Below are 15,603 nucleotides of genomic sequence, written 5' to 3'. Positions count from 1 at the left end.
GGTTGCTTTTTTATTTAATTAGTAGAATTAGATAATTTTTTATTAAATAATTTTATATATTCTTCAAGACCTTCTTTAAGTAATGTTGCAGCTTTCAATAAATCATCTTCATTAAGTATATAGGCAATCCTTATTTCATCACGGCCAAGGCCTGATGTTGCATAAAAACCTTCAGCAGGACATGTCATAACCGTTTCACCATTTTTGCTAAAATCTTTAAGCATCCAAATGACGAAATCTTCTGAATTTTCAATTGGCAATTTGGCTAATATATAAAATGCACCAGTGGGTTTTTTACATATAACTCCATCAACTTTCATTAACTCATTATATAGCATATTTCTTCTATTTTCATATTCTTTATTAACTTCTTCAAAATAAGAACTAGAAGTTTTATAAAGCTGGGTAGACCCGACTTGCTCTAAGGTAGCAACACAAAGTCTTCCTTGGCATAGCTTAAGTATTTCAGCTATAAGTCCTTTGTTTTTACAGCTTATAGATCCTACTCTAGCTCCACAAGCACTATATCTTTTAGATACACTATCTATAATAATAACTCTATCTTTTATTTCATCTATATTTCCAAAACTTGTATACTCAAGACCATCGTAAACAAACTCCCTGTAAACTTCATCAGCTATTATCCAAAGATTATGTTTGATAGCTAAGTTTGCTATCATATATATTTCATCTTTTGTATAAACTGTTCCAGTTGGATTGCCTGGATTAGAAAGTAAGATACCTTTAGTATTAGGGGTAATTAAGGATGTTATATAATCTCTAGATGGAAGATGAAAACCATCTTCAGCGTTAGTAGTAATAGGCTTTATATCAACATTAATAGATTGGCTAAAGCCGTTATAGTTAGTATAAAAAGGTTCTGGGGCTAGTAGATTATCTCCTGGATCGCATATAGCCATCATGGTGAAAAGTAAGGCTTCACTTCCACCATTTGTGACAAGTATTTCATCATCCTCAAAATACATATCGTATGTAGCGTAGTAGTCTTTTAGTGCTTTTATTAGTTCAGGAATGCCAGGTGATACAGCATACTCTAAAACTTCGTTATCAAAATTTTTTACTGCGTCGAAAAAACTTTTAGGAGTTTTAATATCTGGTTGACCTATATTTAAGTGATAAACTTTAATTCCCCTAGATTTTGCATCAAGTGCATAAGGAACTAGCTTTCTTATTGGAGAAGATTGCATAGAACTAACTCTCTTTGAATATTTCATTAAAAATACCCCCTACTAAATTAATATAGAAGACTAAAATTATAATGCGTATCCAAGTTTATAGTAGCATAATTAAAATTAAAAATCACCTAGAAAGTAGCAATATAGCCAATGTATACAGTACTAAAAAATCACCAATATATAGTTTATTTAATTTATAGAAAAATTAAATAAGCTATATATTAATTAAAATATAAAAGTTTACAAAATGCATTACTATATGATAGATTATGATAAGAATTGGGTAATATAATTTTTATAAAGATAGTTAAACTAAGGAGGAATAAATGAAATTTATATCATGGAATGTTAATGGGATAAGAGCTTGTGTAACTAAAGGGTTTTTAGATTATTTTAAGGAAGTAGATGCAGACATATTTTGTTTACAAGAAACAAAACTTCAAGAAGGTCAAATAGATTTAGATCTTGAAGGATATCATCAATACTGGAATTATGCACAAAAGAAAGGTTATTCAGGAACTGCTATATTTACAAAAGAAAAACCTCTAAATGTGTATTATGGAATAGGCATAGAAGAACATGATACTGAAGGTAGAGTTATAACTTTAGAATTTAATGATTTTCATTTTGTAACAGTATATACTCCAAATTCACAAAGCGAGTTAAAGAGACTTGAGTATAGAATGAAGTGGGAAGATGATTTTAGGGATTATTTAGTTAGGTTGGATAATATAAAGCCGGTTATAGTATGTGGAGACTTAAATGTGGCTCACGAAGAAATAGATTTAAAAAATCCTAAGACTAATAGAAAAAATGCAGGATTCACAGATGAAGAAAGAAATAAATTCAGTGAGTTTTTAAAAGAAGGGTTTATAGACACCTATAGGCACTTTAACCCATCAAAAGAAGGAGCATATTCTTGGTGGTCATATAGATTTAATGCAAGAAAAAATAACTCTGGATGGAGAATTGATTATTTTGTAGCATCTAATAAATTAGAAGATAGATTATTAAGTGCTGATATTCATAATGAAATATTAGGATCAGATCATTGTCCGGTAGAGCTAGTTATTAAATAAATATAAAAAATTAAAAAATAATTAATAAAAAATCATATGTACTAATATAATATAATATCGAACCGCTAGATTTGAAAAGTTTTGCTAACACGCTGCTTAGGCAATATATGTTAGTGAGAACAAAAATGATTACTCATATTTGGCTTAAAGCGGATTTTTATAATTAGGGGGATACGTATGAAGTTATTAGATCTTAAACATAAATTAGAAAAAGGAAAATCATTAGGGGCAGAAGTTGTATATATAAAAGAAGATAGTCTTATATGTGGGGTAGGCTCTATTTATAAAGATTGTGAAAGTCAAAATATAACATTTTTAAGGTCAAAGGAAGAAAGTGTTAAAGTAAATGACTTTATGAAAATATTAGATGGATTGTACGCTAGTGTAGGAGATGTAGATATTTTTATTGGAAACAATGAATACAGTAGAGAAACTAAGAAAGAAATTAAAAGTGTAGAATTTGCTCAATATGAATTAATAAAGATGTTATTTGTAAATATATAAAAAGATAGACTATTTATAGTCTATCTTTTTTTATATTTTGTAGCTTCTACTAAAAATTGATTAGTTTTTCCCATTTTATAAGCAAGATCAATTATTTTTTTATCTTCCTTAGATAATTCTCTATCTAAAATTTTGCTAAACTCGTTAAATAATTTATCATAATCAACTACTTTCTTAGGACTACGCTTAACACTAGATGGCTTAACAGTAGTGTATATATAAGTATCAGGAACAATACTTGGATTATAAATTCTCATAAAAACTTGTGCAGTATAGTATGCGTCATTTAATGCATTATGATAAGATTTTTCTTGCTTAACACCTAAGATATTTATAGCATTTTGAAGACCTATACTTTTACCAACAGGGTTATTGAAATGCTGAGACGCATGTTGTTGAATATTAATATATTCCTTAGGTAAAGATTTTGAAGGTAAATCATAATACTTTATATTTCTGTATAACTCTTTTAAGTCACCAGTTCCCCATACACATAAAATCGGTTCTTTAGAAGATATAAATTTTTTAAAATCTTTATAAACTTGAACAAATCCTGGTGCATCTGAAACATCTTTCATTGTAATTCCAGTCATTTTTCCAACAAAAGGATGAATTCCTTTATATATTTCAGGTTTTATAAAACTATTAAATGTATCTATTATATTAAAACTACTATCTAATTTAATTGCGCCAATTTGTACTATTTCAAAAGGACATCTTTCATTAGATACAGTTTTATTAAGTGATTTATCAAAACCTTGATTAAATTCTAAATCAAAAACTATATATTCCATGGCATCTTTCTCCTAAATTATCTTATGTTAATTATATAATAAATTAACTTATAAAGTAAAATAAATACTTACTCTTTAGTATACCCTATATTTATAAAAATGTTAAATTATTGTAGAAATGATATGTATAATTACAAATAAAAATATTGCGAACTTTTTAACGCTAATATATAATAAGTATAAATAAATAAGCGAACAAAAAATGTATATACAAAGAAAGTATACGAAACCATAAAAAAGTATCTTAAGACATGTTTCTTTTTATTAAGTTATAAAATATTATATCAATAGATTGGGGGAGTGGTAATATGAAAAAATTATTATACACTATAGCAAAAGAGAATCATAATGAAAAAGATTTAAGAGAAATTTTAAGTAAAAATGAAAACATCAAGTTTGTTTCTTTAATGGGGGTAGACCTAGGAGGAAATGCAACAGATGAAAAGATACCAATGAAATTGTTTTTAGATGATATAGATGACTTTTTAGAATCAGCTATACAAACAGATGGATCTAGTGTTGAGCTTCATAATATAGCGACACTTAATAATGCTAAAGTAGATTTAATGCCAGATGTTGATAGTAAATGGTATATAGATTATAATTTTGAACATATTGATGAAGAACTTAACTTACCAGTAGGTACATTAAAAATACCTGCATTTTTAATACATGATAATAAAAAAGTATGTTCAAGAGGTGTACTTAAAAAGGCAGAGAAAAACTTTAAAAAATCTCTTTTAGAATTATTTAAAGAATATCCCCACCTTATAAATAATATCGGAATAAAAGATGTATCAGACATCGAGGAAATAATATTAACATCAGCTACAGAATTAGAATTTTGGGTAAATACTCCAGAAGATAAAGCTGATTTAGAAAAATTATATGTATCGCAAAGTTTAAAAGAACAATATTGGAAAAGAACTCATGGTATTATAAGAACTTGCTTAGAGAAAAGTTTAATATTACTTGAAAAATTAGATGTAAATCCAGAAATGGCTCATAAAGAAGTTGGTGGTATAAATCGTTCTATAAGCATAGATGGTAAAACGAATCATGCAATGGAACAATTAGAGGTTTCATGGAAATTCTCAACGCCACTTCAAGCAGCAGATACTGAATTACTAGCAAGGGAAGTTATTGAAGATGTTTTTGCATCAAACGGATTAGAAGTCACTTTCAAAGCAAAACCAATACATGGAGTAGCTGGAAGCGGAGAACATACTCATGTAGGTGTAAGTGCTAAATTAAAAGATGGTAGCATAAAGAACTTATTTGCACCAAAAGATATGAAAGAAGATTACTTAAGTGAGATAGGATACGGAGCGCTTATGGGTATACTTCACAATTATGAAGTATTAAGTCCAATAGTAACATCATCAAATGATGGATTTAATAGATTAGTACCAGGATTTGAAGCTCCAGTTTGTATAGTTACATCTTTAGGACATTCTTATGAAGTACCATCAAGAAATAGATCTGTACTTGTTGGTTTAGTAAGAGATATAAAAAGTCCAAAATCAGTAAGGCTTGAACTAAGAGCTCCAAATCCTTTATCAAATACTTACTTAGTAATAGCAGGATGTTACCAAACAATGTTAGATGGTATAAAGGCAGCTGCTAAAAGTAAATTAAATACAAAGGAACTTGAAAAAGAACTATCTAAAGATGTAGGGGAAGAAAGTTTCTATCTAGATAAAAATAGAGCATACAGAGATGAACAAGATGTATTTGAACATTATTCATTAGAAGAAAGAAATGAAAGATTTGGAGCACCACCAGCTACTGTATATGAAACTATGAAAAATTTAGAAACTTATTCTTATAAATTAGAAGCTTTAAAACAAGGGGATGTATTTAATGATGCTATAATCAACTCATTTAAAGCAGGTGCTATAGATAGATGGACTAAAGAATTAAAAAATAGAATAATTCAAGATGATAAAGAGACTATAGTTTCGTATGTTAAATTACATAATAAAGAAAATATGGATGCATTAGATGAAGTAGTGTGGAATTCAATATCAGATATTAAGTTCAAGGTAATGAAAGATACGTTGACTAAAACATCATTATTTACTCAAATAAGAGATGCGATAGAGTGCAAGGATTATAAGAAAGTATCTGAGTTGCAACTTGAATTAAATACTGAGATGGAAGAAATAGAAAAGTTATATATGCAATATAAGAAAAACATATATTAATATAAATAAAAAAGAAGAGTATAACTCTTCTTTTTTATTTTAAGTAAATTATAATTTTCAACTATCATATTTTAAATACTAAATGAACTAGCAAGCTTATAAATAATAAGTAAGCATAAATATTAATTGAGGAATTAGAAATTATATTTTTTGATGGGAAAAAATTAAACTTAATTATAAAAATTAGAACAAATATAATAACATATCCTGTATTAATAAAAAAACCATATATACTATAAAGAGCTAATATATGAATTATAGCAAATATCAAAATCATCAATATAAAGAACGAATTGTATTTAGTTAATACAGGTAATATTTTATTGATGATTTTTTTTAGTTTTAAATTATTACATATATAGTAAATATCTCTAAATAAGTACATTAAAGTATATAATAATATAAACACTGAGGATATAAAACCAGATAAAATAGCCAAATCTTTAATCATTTATAAATCCCCCTTTTCCTATTACTATATAATATTTAAATATATTAAATATGTGAATAAATAATATATTTAAAATTGTTCTTTAATCCCCTTTGAAATTAAATCAATAGCTATATCAGGAACTACAGCTAAGTCTTCTGTATTAAAATAATAAGTTATATTTGAATCGAATAATATATTTGCATTTGGCTCAAATTCATCATCTTCAAACCAAATAATAAATATCATAAAAGTATTACCAATAAAATTAAATTTATAAGCTAAATCACCCATATTTACTTTTTCAGCCCCTAAATTATCCATAAAAGTTTTATACTTGTCTACACAATCAGAAAACTCATAAGCTAATCTTTTTATAGTTCTATTTAGAAAATTATTATAGTAAACGTTTCCACCAGGTATTTCTTTAAATGTAATAAATTTATTAGTAGGAAGTGCACCCATTGCATTTGATAAATAGCGAGTAATTATAATATCTAACTCTAAATTATTAGATTTTTCTAAGATTTTGCCACTTGGGTACTCCATAGTAAACGTATTATTCATAATGTTAATTTCAAATATAGATAAATCTTTATTAAATATAATATTACTTAACTTAGCTGTATTATAAGGGTCTAGACTTTTAATTTTTTCTCTAGAGTAGTCAAGAGCTAAATTGTAGTTATTTTTTTTTACATAATTCATATTTTTACCTCCCGCTAATAGACTAAAAATTCTAAAAATATAGAAAAACTATAGATAATTTATTGCGAAATGTATAGAAAACGTTTTATAATAAAATTAAGAAAACGTTTTACATAAGGTTTAGGAAAACACTTTATAGGGATATATTTACATTATATCTTAAAAATTATCTTAGGGGGTATTTGTATGAATAAAAGAGGGGTTTTAGCACTAAGTATGGCTGCTATGATGTTATTTTCAGCTGTAGGGTGTAGTTCATCATCTGATGAAGGCAGTAAAAGTGAGGGAGCATCAGACCTTCCAAAAATAGGTGCTACAATATACAAATATGATGATAACTTTATGTCTGCAGTACGTAGAGAATTAGAGTCAAATGCAAAGGATAAAGCGGAACTAATAATCAATGACTCGCAAAATGATCAAGCAAAACAATTAGAACAAATTGATACAATGATAGCAAAAGGTGTTAAGGTATTAGCTATAAATTTAGTTGATCCAAAAGCTGCAACTACAGTTATAGAAAAAGCTAAAGCTGCAGAACTTCCTGTAATATTCTTTAATAAAGAACCAGATAAAGCTGCTATGGAAAGTTATGATAAAGCTTATTATGTTGGAACAGATTCAAAGGAATCAGGCGTTATACAAGGTGAAGTTATGGCTAAACAATGGGATGCAAACAAGGAAAAATGGGATAAAAATGGAGATGGAAAAATTCAATATGTAATGATAAAAGGTGAACCAGGGCACCCAGATGCTGAGGCAAGAACAGAGTATTCTATAAAAACATTAAATGAAAAAGGAATAGAGACAGAAGAGTTAGCTGTGGATACTGCTATGTGGGATGCTGCAAAAGCTACTGAAAAAATGGATGCTTGGTTAGCTAAATTTGGAGATAAAATAGAATTTGTAATTTGTAATAATGATGGTATGGCTTCTGGTGCAGTTGCTTCTCTTGAAAAAGAAGGATATTTCTCAGGAGATAAATTTATGCCAGTTGTAGGAGTTGATGCTATACCAGAAATAATAACTCTTATAGAAAGTGATAAAGTAATAGGAACCGTATTAAATGATGCTGTAAATCAAGGTAAAGCTGTTATAGATTTATCTGTAAATGCTGCCTCTGGTAAAGATGTAGTTGAAGGAACTGATTGGAAGTTAAATGATAAAGTTCTTCGTGTTCCTTATGTTGGAATAACAAAAGAAAATATAGGAGATGCAAAATAATATAATACATAATTAAGTAGTAACTAAATAGTACTAATAAACCAAGAAGATTAAATTAATCTTCTTGGTTACGTCTAAAGGAGGCGCAACTTTTGGAAAATATAAATAATAAATTTGTATTAGAAATGAAAAATATATCGAAAGAATTTCCAGGAGTAAAGGCTTTATCTAATGTAAACTTAAATGTTAAACCAGGAACAGTTCATGCCTTAATGGGTGAAAATGGAGCTGGTAAATCAACATTAATGAAATGTCTATTCGGTATATATCAAAAAAACTCAGGTCAAATATTTCTAGATGGTAAAGAAATCAATTTTCAAAATACAAGGCAAGCCTTAGATAATGGAGTATCTATGGTACATCAAGAGCTAAATCAGGTTAGACAAAGAAATATATTAGATAATATATGGTTAGGAAGATATCCTAAACGTGGGCTATTTATAGATGAAAATAAAATGTATGAAGACACAATAAAAATATTTAAAGATTTAGATATTAATGTAGACCCACGTCAAAAGGTAAACTCTTTATCTGTATCACAAATGCAAATGGTAGAAATTGCAAAGGCCGTATCTTATGATTCAAAGGTAATTGTTATGGATGAGCCTACATCATCTCTTACTGAAAAAGAAGTAGAACATTTATTTAGAATAATAAATAAATTAAGAAAAGATAACGTAGCTATAATATATATATCACATAAAATGGAAGAAATATTAAAAATATCTGATTATGTAACAGTAATGAGAGATGGTCAACTAATAGATACCAAAGAAGCTGGTGAATTAACAATAGACAATATTATTAGCATGATGGTAGGAAGAGATATGTCTAATAGATTCCCTAAAAAAGACAATCATCCAGGGGAAGTAATATTAGAAGTAGAGAATTTTACAGAAGAAGATAAATTTGGTTTAAAAGATGTTAGCTTTAGCTTAAAAAAAGGAGAAATCCTTGGTATAGCAGGATTAGTTGGGTCTAAGAGAACCGAAATAGTAGAAGCTTTATTTGGAATGAGAAAGCTTCAAAAGGGAACTATTAGATTACATAATAAAATAATTGAAAATAAAAATCCAAGACGTGCACTTGAAAATGGATTTGCACTAGTTACAGAAGAAAGAAGAAGCACAGGAATATTCCCTCAGTTAAGTATAGAATTTAATTCTATTATATCTAATATGAAATCCTATAAATCTAATGGATTATTTTTATCAAACAAGAAAATGTCAGGAGATACTAAATGGGTAATAGACTCTATGAATGTAAAAACACCATCACAAAAAACTCCTATAGGAAGTTTATCAGGAGGTAATCAACAAAAGGTTATAATAGGCAGATGGTTACTCACAAATCCTGAAGTTCTTATGCTAGATGAACCTACTAGGGGGATAGATGTAGGTGCAAAATATGAAATATATCAATTAATAAATGACCTTGCAAGCAAAGAAAAGGGGATAATAATGATAAGTTCAGAAATGCCAGAACTTATAGGTGTAACAGATAGAATTTTAGTAATGAGTAATGGAAGAGTTGCTGGAATTGTCGATTCAAAAGATACTACTCAAGAAGAGATAATGAAATTATCAGCGAAGTTTTTAGAGGGGGATAGTTATGAAGTCTCAAGTTAAAGAAACGATAAATAATAAAAATTCAATAAAAGAATTTATTACAAATAATGCAATACAATTAGTTTTAGTAGCATTATTATTTATAATAATATTTATAGAACCAAGTTTTCTTTCTGTAAATAACATTAGAAACATATTAGCACAGTCATCTATACGTGTAATAATTGCACTGGGTGTAGGTGGAATAATAGTAACTCAAGGTACTGACCTTTCTGCAGGGCGTATAATTGGTTTAGCAGCAGTTGTATCAGCATCACTATTACAAGCTACTGACTATGCGTATCGTATGTATCCTGATTTGCAAAAGATGCCACTTATAGTACCGATAATAATAGCAATGATATTATGTGGACTTATGGGAGCTTTAAATGGTTTTGCAGTAGCAAAACTTAAAACGCCTCCATTTATAGCAACTATGGGTACAATGCTTATAGTATATGGATTAACATCACTATACTTTGATAGACCTCCATATGGGGCACAACCTATAGCAGGTCTTGACGCGGCATTTACAAAGCTTGCTCAAGGAAACATAGGTACAGGAGATTTTAGAATACCATATCTTATAATATACGCAATAGTAATTTCTATAATAATGTGGTTTGTATGGAATAAAACTAAGCTTGGTAAAAATATGTTTGCAATAGGTGGAAATCCAGAAGCAGCAGAAGTTTCAGGAGTAAACGTTGCAAGAAATATTATAATAATATATGTAATAGCAGGTGTATTATACGGTCTTGCAGGATCACTTGAAGCGGCTAGAGTTGGTAGTGCTACTAATAATACAGGATTTATGTATGAAATGGATGCAATAGCAGCCTGTGTAGTTGGAGGAGTATCTTTTGCAGGAGGAGTTGGTAGTATAGGTGGTATTATAACAGGGGTTTTAATATTCCAAGTTATAAACTACGGACTTGCATTTATTGGAGTAAGTACTTATTTACAATTTATAGTAAAAGGTTTAATTATAATAGCAGCAGTTGCACTTGATACTAGAAAACATATTAAAAAATCATAAAATTCATATAAAAAATTAATTAGTAAAAACATAACACTCATATAAATAAATTCAATAAAAAAGGTCCTTTTAGAGGGCTTTTTTTATTGAATAGAAAGTATAAATTTTAAGTGAATAAATTTACTTATACAAAAAAAGTAATAAGTTTAATAAAATTTGTCAATATTAATAGATAGTGGAAAAAGGAGTGAAAAAATAATGAGTAAAACTAGAAGTAAAATGATGATATTAATAATATTATCGATATGTTTTTTTATTTTAGGAAATAAAAATATAAATACATATGCATTAAATGAAAAAGCTAACTTAGATTTATTAATTGAAAATAAAAAATCTCAAGAAGAGCTAAGGATAAAGATCAATGATTTAAAATCTAATTTAGAATCCAAGAAAAATAATATTGAAAAACTAGAAAATAAAGAAAATACATATACAGAAAACGGTGTAGAAGTTGTAAGTGTAAGTTTTGTTCCAGAAGGTTTAAAAGATAAAAATTATAGTGAAAAAGAAGAAATAGAAAGTTTAGCAAGTACAAAATATGAACTTGAAAAACAACTAGAAAATTTTGTTATAGATAGTATAAAACTGGAAAAATCAATAGAAGAAGAAAAGTTTGCGTATTTAAAGGAAAATAATTTACAATTTATAAATGGTATATGGCCTCTTCAATCTTATAAAGAAATTAGTTCACCATTTGGAGAAAGAGTACACCCTATAACAGGAGAAGTAAAATTTCATAGGGGAATAGATATACCAGCACCAAAGAATACAGATATATTATCTTCTGATGATGGTATAGTAATATTCTCAGGGAGTCAAAATGGCTATGGAAATGTAGTAAAAATTAAACATTTTGATGGTAAAAAAACTGTATATGCCCACAACACTTCAAATGTAGTTAAAGAAGGGGATATAGTAAAAAAAGGACAGGTGATAGCAAAGGTAGGAACAACAGGTGATTCTACAGGAAATCATGTACACTTTGAAACAATAGTAAATGATGAAAATATAAATCCTATTAATGCAGTTAATAAATAAAAAATAGAAGGGCCGACAAAGGCTCTTCTATTTTTTATTTAATAGTTCATATATATAATCTGAAATTTTATCAGCATATATTGTATTTTTAAAATTACTTATATTTACTTGCATAAAATCTTTTAAAGATTCAAACTTCCCAGAAGGTAAATTATAAAAGAGTTTTTTTAAATCGTCTTCATCATGATATAAAAGACCAACACCTTTATCAATTATAAATCTAGCATTTTCTATTTCCTGGCCAATTTTAGGAACTCTAACTATAACAGGAGTTTGAGAATGTATTGCCTCAAACAAAGTAGCACCACCAGGTTTTGTTATCATAAGATCATAATCTTTTACTAATTCATGCATATTATTTACATATCCTAAAACTTTTATATTAGAAAGTGGTTTTTCTACTGTTAAATTGTTATACAGTTTAGAATTACTACCTGTAACAATAGTTACATCTATAGAGTCTTTGAAATTATCTAAAAATTCGTCAATCCAATACATAAAATCTTCACTTATATCAAATAAACCTCTACCTCCACCTAATATTAATAACCTATTCTTATTAGGTATGGATGTTTTTTTATCCGCATAAAACTTTTTATTAATAGGAACTCCTGTTACCTTAATAGAATCAGGAGATATGCCCTTTTGAACAAATCTATTTTTAATTTCTAAAGCAGGAACAAAATACATATCAGTATGAGGGTATACCCATTCAAGAGAATCTACTACATCAGTGATAACAGTTAATGTAGGCACATTTATATCAGGATATTTTACTTTGAAATTATCTACACATGCAGCTGCAAGGGGGAATGTAGATATAATTAAATCTGGATTTTTATCAAGAATATAATCTGCAAGTTTTGGAGTATAAATTCTATGTGCAATATCATATTTAGAATCAAATGATTTTTTTAAATAATAATAATAATTGTATAAAGCAGGAGTATACTTTGTATTCCTTTCATAAAATTTCACCATTGAATCATTTGCTTTTGGAGCGCTTGCAATCATAAAATTTTGAATAGTAATATTAGAAGTACTATCTTTTTCCAAGATAGCGTCTTTAATAGCATTAGCAGCACTTATATGACCTGCTCCAAATTGTGCTGTAAGTATTAAAATATTCTTAAATTTATTTTTTTCAATCAATTTATCACCTCTATTAGATTTAACTTACCAATTATAGTATTATACCTCTCAAATTGGATTTTATCAATCATATTAAAACTTATTAATTTTAGAAGGAAATATTTATGATAAGTGGAACATTTATAAATAAAGAGGTGTAAGTTATGGAGAATATAAGTACAAAAAATGAATTTAAAAAAGAAGATATAAGTAATGACTTTATCTATGGATTAAAGTCATTAATATACTCTATAATAGGCCTAATTATTTTTTTTATACCAATAAAATCAAATGGACAAGTACAAACAATAATATATCATCTCTCATATAAATTACAAACAGACGCAAGACCTTTATTGGAACTTTGTATAGTTTTATATACTACCCTAGGATGTTTAAAATCTATATTTTCGTATAAAGATAAAAAATAGTATAAAAAAATTTTTTATACATTCGCCTATTAAGTATTTTAATATTATTAAATATATTTTATGGAAAAAATACAATTATTTTTTTAGATGATAATGTATTACTTCTAATTAATGAGGTTATTCTAAATGTAGCTACAGTACTGCCAATAAGTGCAATATTTATGCCGTTTATATTAGAATATGGTCTTTTAGATATAGTAGAATCCTATTTACAAAGGACTATGAAAAAAATGTTTAAATTAAGTGGTAAAAGTATGGTAAATATATTGGTATATTTATTTGTAGATACTTTTAGTGGATTTTTTATGACTAATAAATTATATAAAAGTGGAAAACTAAGAGAAGTTGAAGCTTGTATGATAATGCTAAATTTTTCTATAATATCATTTCCTATGAGTATATATATATCTAAGGAGTTAGATATAAATAGATTTGATTTTATAATATCCAGTATATTTATAGCAATAGTTATGAATATTATATTATGTAGAATATATCCTTTAAATAAAAAGAAAAAATCATATTATATTAAAACAGGATATAAAGAGACTATACATAAAGATAATAAATTTCAAAAAGGATTAGATAAGCATCTTAGTAATAAAAATACAAAAAGTATATTTGTATATATGTTAAATAATGCTGAAGAATCTATAAAAATTGTTATGGAGTTAATACCAAATATAGTAATTATTTTATATATAGGAAATGCAATAATCAATACAGATATTATTATTGAAATACTTAAATATATAGTAAATCCACTATCTCAAATACTAAAAATTCCAAGTATAAATGAATTTAATGAATTTTGCGTTAATTTATTTTATAATAATGTTATAGCCATAGACATATTGAATAAAAATATAGAATATACAACTAGATTTCTAATTGGGATAGTTTCATTACTAACATGTACATCACTAACTAGTAATATAGCGTATATTTCAAGTACAGAAATTAAAATAAGTAAAATTGAATTTATAATATCTTATTTAGAGAGATTGTTTATAGCAATGATTTTTTACTCTATATTACATTATTTTTATATAGGGTACATAACTTGATAAATTTAAATATAATAATAAAGAATATTCAGGTATTTTAAACAATATAGAATTATATAGGAGGTAGTAATTTGCACAATACTAAAATAATAGAAAACTATTTAATAGAATTATTAAATATACCCAGTCCAACAGGATATACAAAAGAGATCATTAATTATATAAAAAAAGAATTAGATGATATGAATATAGAATATAAGCTTGGAAATAAAGGTATGTTAGTAGCTACAATAGAAGGAACAGATAAAGAAAATGAAATTACATTTTCAGCTCATATAGATACCTTAGGTGCTATGGTACAAGAAGTAAAAGCAAATGGAAGGCTAGCAGTATCTCAAATAGGTGGATACATGATGAATACAATTGAAGGAGAAAACTGCTTAATACACACAAGAGATAATAAAAAATATGAAGGTACATTACAAACTATAAAACCATCTATTCATATACATGCAACTGAGGCAAAAGAATTACCAAGAGATTGCAAAAATTACGAGATATTAATTGATGAAGAAGTATTCTCAAAAGATGAAACAAAAAACTTAGGAATAGATATAGGAGATATTGTTTCTTTTGATACTAGAACTAAAATTACTTATTCAGGATATGTTAAATCTAGATACTTAGATGATAAAGCATCTGTAGCAGCTATACTTTATGTTATAAAATATATAAAAATAAATAACATAATACCTCGAAATACTATAAACTTCTTCTTTAGTAATTATGAAGAAGTGGGACATGGTTCTGCTACATTTATACCAAAGAATACAAAGGAATTTATAGCAGTTGATATGGGATGTCCAGGAGAGGGTCAAAACTCAACAGAATATGATGTATGTATATGTACAAAAGATTCTAGTGGACCATATGATTATGATTTTATAAGTGAAATCGTTAATGTTTGTAAGGAAAATAATGTAAATTACAAATTAGATATATACCCAAATTATAGTTCAGATGCAACAGCAGCATTAAAAGCTGGATTAAATGCAAAATTTGCACTTATAGGGCCAGGTATATTTGCATCACATGGATATGAAAGAACTCATGTGAAGTCAATAGAAGAAACTATAAATCTAATTATAAATTATATAAAATAAATTTATCTAAGATATAATAAAGCTATTTAAATATTTAAATAGCTT

At 27.0% G+C, this 15,603-nt stretch carries 14 protein-coding genes; 10 read left to right on the top strand and 4 right to left on the bottom strand.

All coding sequences use genetic code 11. The features are described from left to right. Positions 1-14: 14 nt before the first annotated feature. Positions 15-1,235, bottom strand: a complete 1,221-nt coding sequence (locus JWF52_RS11900) for a pyridoxal phosphate-dependent aminotransferase (protein WP_208333781.1) — start codon at positions 1,233-1,235, stop codon at positions 15-17. A gap of 287 nt (positions 1,236-1,522) precedes the next feature. On the opposite strand from JWF52_RS11900, the gene JWF52_RS11895 reads away from it, so the two are divergent. Beyond that, on the top strand, positions 1,523-2,275 hold the full coding sequence (locus JWF52_RS11895) for an exodeoxyribonuclease III (RefSeq protein ID WP_208333780.1): 753 nt from the start codon (positions 1,523-1,525) through the stop codon (positions 2,273-2,275). A 177-nt stretch (positions 2,276-2,452) separates the two neighbouring features. Continuing rightward, positions 2,453-2,779, top strand: a complete 327-nt coding sequence (locus JWF52_RS11890) for a hypothetical protein (RefSeq protein ID WP_208333779.1) — start codon at positions 2,453-2,455, stop codon at positions 2,777-2,779. Between the two features lie 20 nt (positions 2,780-2,799). On the opposite strand, the gene JWF52_RS11885 is transcribed toward JWF52_RS11890, so the two are convergent. Then, positions 2,800-3,573 carry a 3'-5' exonuclease gene (locus JWF52_RS11885; protein WP_208333778.1) on the bottom strand — a complete coding sequence of 258 codons (774 nt, stop codon included), beginning with the start codon at positions 3,571-3,573 and terminating at the stop codon, positions 2,800-2,802. Positions 3,574-3,881: 308 nt separating this feature from the next. On the opposite strand from JWF52_RS11885, the gene JWF52_RS11880 reads away from it, so the two are divergent. Continuing rightward, positions 3,882-5,780: a type I glutamate--ammonia ligase gene (locus tag JWF52_RS11880; protein WP_208333777.1), complete on the top strand. Its 1,899-nt coding sequence runs from the start codon at positions 3,882-3,884 to the stop codon at positions 5,778-5,780. Between the two features lie 520 nt (positions 5,781-6,300). Here JWF52_RS11880 and JWF52_RS11875 read toward each other — a convergent pair. Beyond that, on the bottom strand, positions 6,301-6,918 hold the full coding sequence (locus JWF52_RS11875) for a DUF3786 domain-containing protein (RefSeq protein WP_208333776.1): 618 nt from the start codon (positions 6,916-6,918) through the stop codon (positions 6,301-6,303). Between the two features lie 186 nt (positions 6,919-7,104). Here JWF52_RS11875 and mglB point away from each other — a divergent pair, with 186 nt between their 5' ends. From mglB to JWF52_RS11855, 4 genes are all read left to right on the top strand, one after another. Beyond that, positions 7,105-8,142 carry a galactose/glucose ABC transporter substrate-binding protein MglB gene (gene mglB, locus JWF52_RS11870; RefSeq protein ID WP_208333775.1) on the top strand — a complete coding sequence of 346 codons (1,038 nt, stop codon included), beginning with the start codon at positions 7,105-7,107 and terminating at the stop codon, positions 8,140-8,142. A 101-nt stretch (positions 8,143-8,243) separates the two neighbouring features. Further along, positions 8,244-9,770 carry a galactose/methyl galactoside ABC transporter ATP-binding protein MglA gene (gene mglA / locus JWF52_RS11865; RefSeq protein ID WP_502711255.1) on the top strand — a complete coding sequence of 509 codons (1,527 nt, stop codon included), beginning with the start codon at positions 8,244-8,246 and terminating at the stop codon, positions 9,768-9,770. Further along, positions 9,754-10,788 (top strand): galactose/methyl galactoside ABC transporter permease MglC, encoded by a 1,035-nt coding sequence (gene mglC, locus JWF52_RS11860; RefSeq protein WP_208333773.1) that lies wholly within the window; start codon positions 9,754-9,756, stop codon positions 10,786-10,788. The genes mglA and mglC overlap by 17 nt, the downstream gene beginning before the upstream one ends. Positions 10,789-10,986: 198 nt before the next feature. After that, positions 10,987-11,826 carry a M23 family metallopeptidase gene (locus JWF52_RS11855; RefSeq protein WP_208333772.1) on the top strand — a complete coding sequence of 280 codons (840 nt, stop codon included), beginning with the start codon at positions 10,987-10,989 and terminating at the stop codon, positions 11,824-11,826. A 27-nt stretch (positions 11,827-11,853) separates the two neighbouring features. On the opposite strand, the gene JWF52_RS11850 is transcribed toward JWF52_RS11855, so the two are convergent. Continuing rightward, positions 11,854-12,978, bottom strand: a complete 1,125-nt coding sequence (locus tag JWF52_RS11850; protein WP_286184132.1) for an MGDG synthase family glycosyltransferase — start codon at positions 12,976-12,978, stop codon at positions 11,854-11,856. 143 nt (positions 12,979-13,121) lie between these two features. Between JWF52_RS11850 and JWF52_RS11845 the strand changes: the two genes are divergently transcribed. The 3 genes from JWF52_RS11845 (at position 13,122) to JWF52_RS11835 (ending at position 15,558) form a co-directional block, all read left to right on the top strand. Then, positions 13,122-13,388: a hypothetical protein gene (locus JWF52_RS11845; RefSeq protein WP_208333771.1), complete on the top strand. Its 267-nt coding sequence runs from the start codon at positions 13,122-13,124 to the stop codon at positions 13,386-13,388. 20 nt (positions 13,389-13,408) lie between these two features. Then, positions 13,409-14,455: a nucleoside recognition domain-containing protein gene (locus JWF52_RS11840; protein ID WP_353654929.1), complete on the top strand. Its 1,047-nt coding sequence runs from the start codon at positions 13,409-13,411 to the stop codon at positions 14,453-14,455. Positions 14,456-14,526: 71 nt separating this feature from the next. Further along, on the top strand, positions 14,527-15,558 hold the full coding sequence (locus JWF52_RS11835; protein ID WP_208333769.1) for a M42 family metallopeptidase: 1,032 nt from the start codon (positions 14,527-14,529) through the stop codon (positions 15,556-15,558). Positions 15,559-15,603: the final 45 nt, after the last annotated feature.

This window comes from Clostridium sp. CCUG 7971, from assembly GCF_017590215.1.
Taxonomy (GTDB): domain Bacteria; phylum Bacillota; class Clostridia; order Peptostreptococcales; family Peptostreptococcaceae; genus Faecalimicrobium.
The sequence above is the reverse complement of the archived record's forward strand: the minus strand, read 5'-3'. Positions and strand labels throughout refer to the sequence as shown.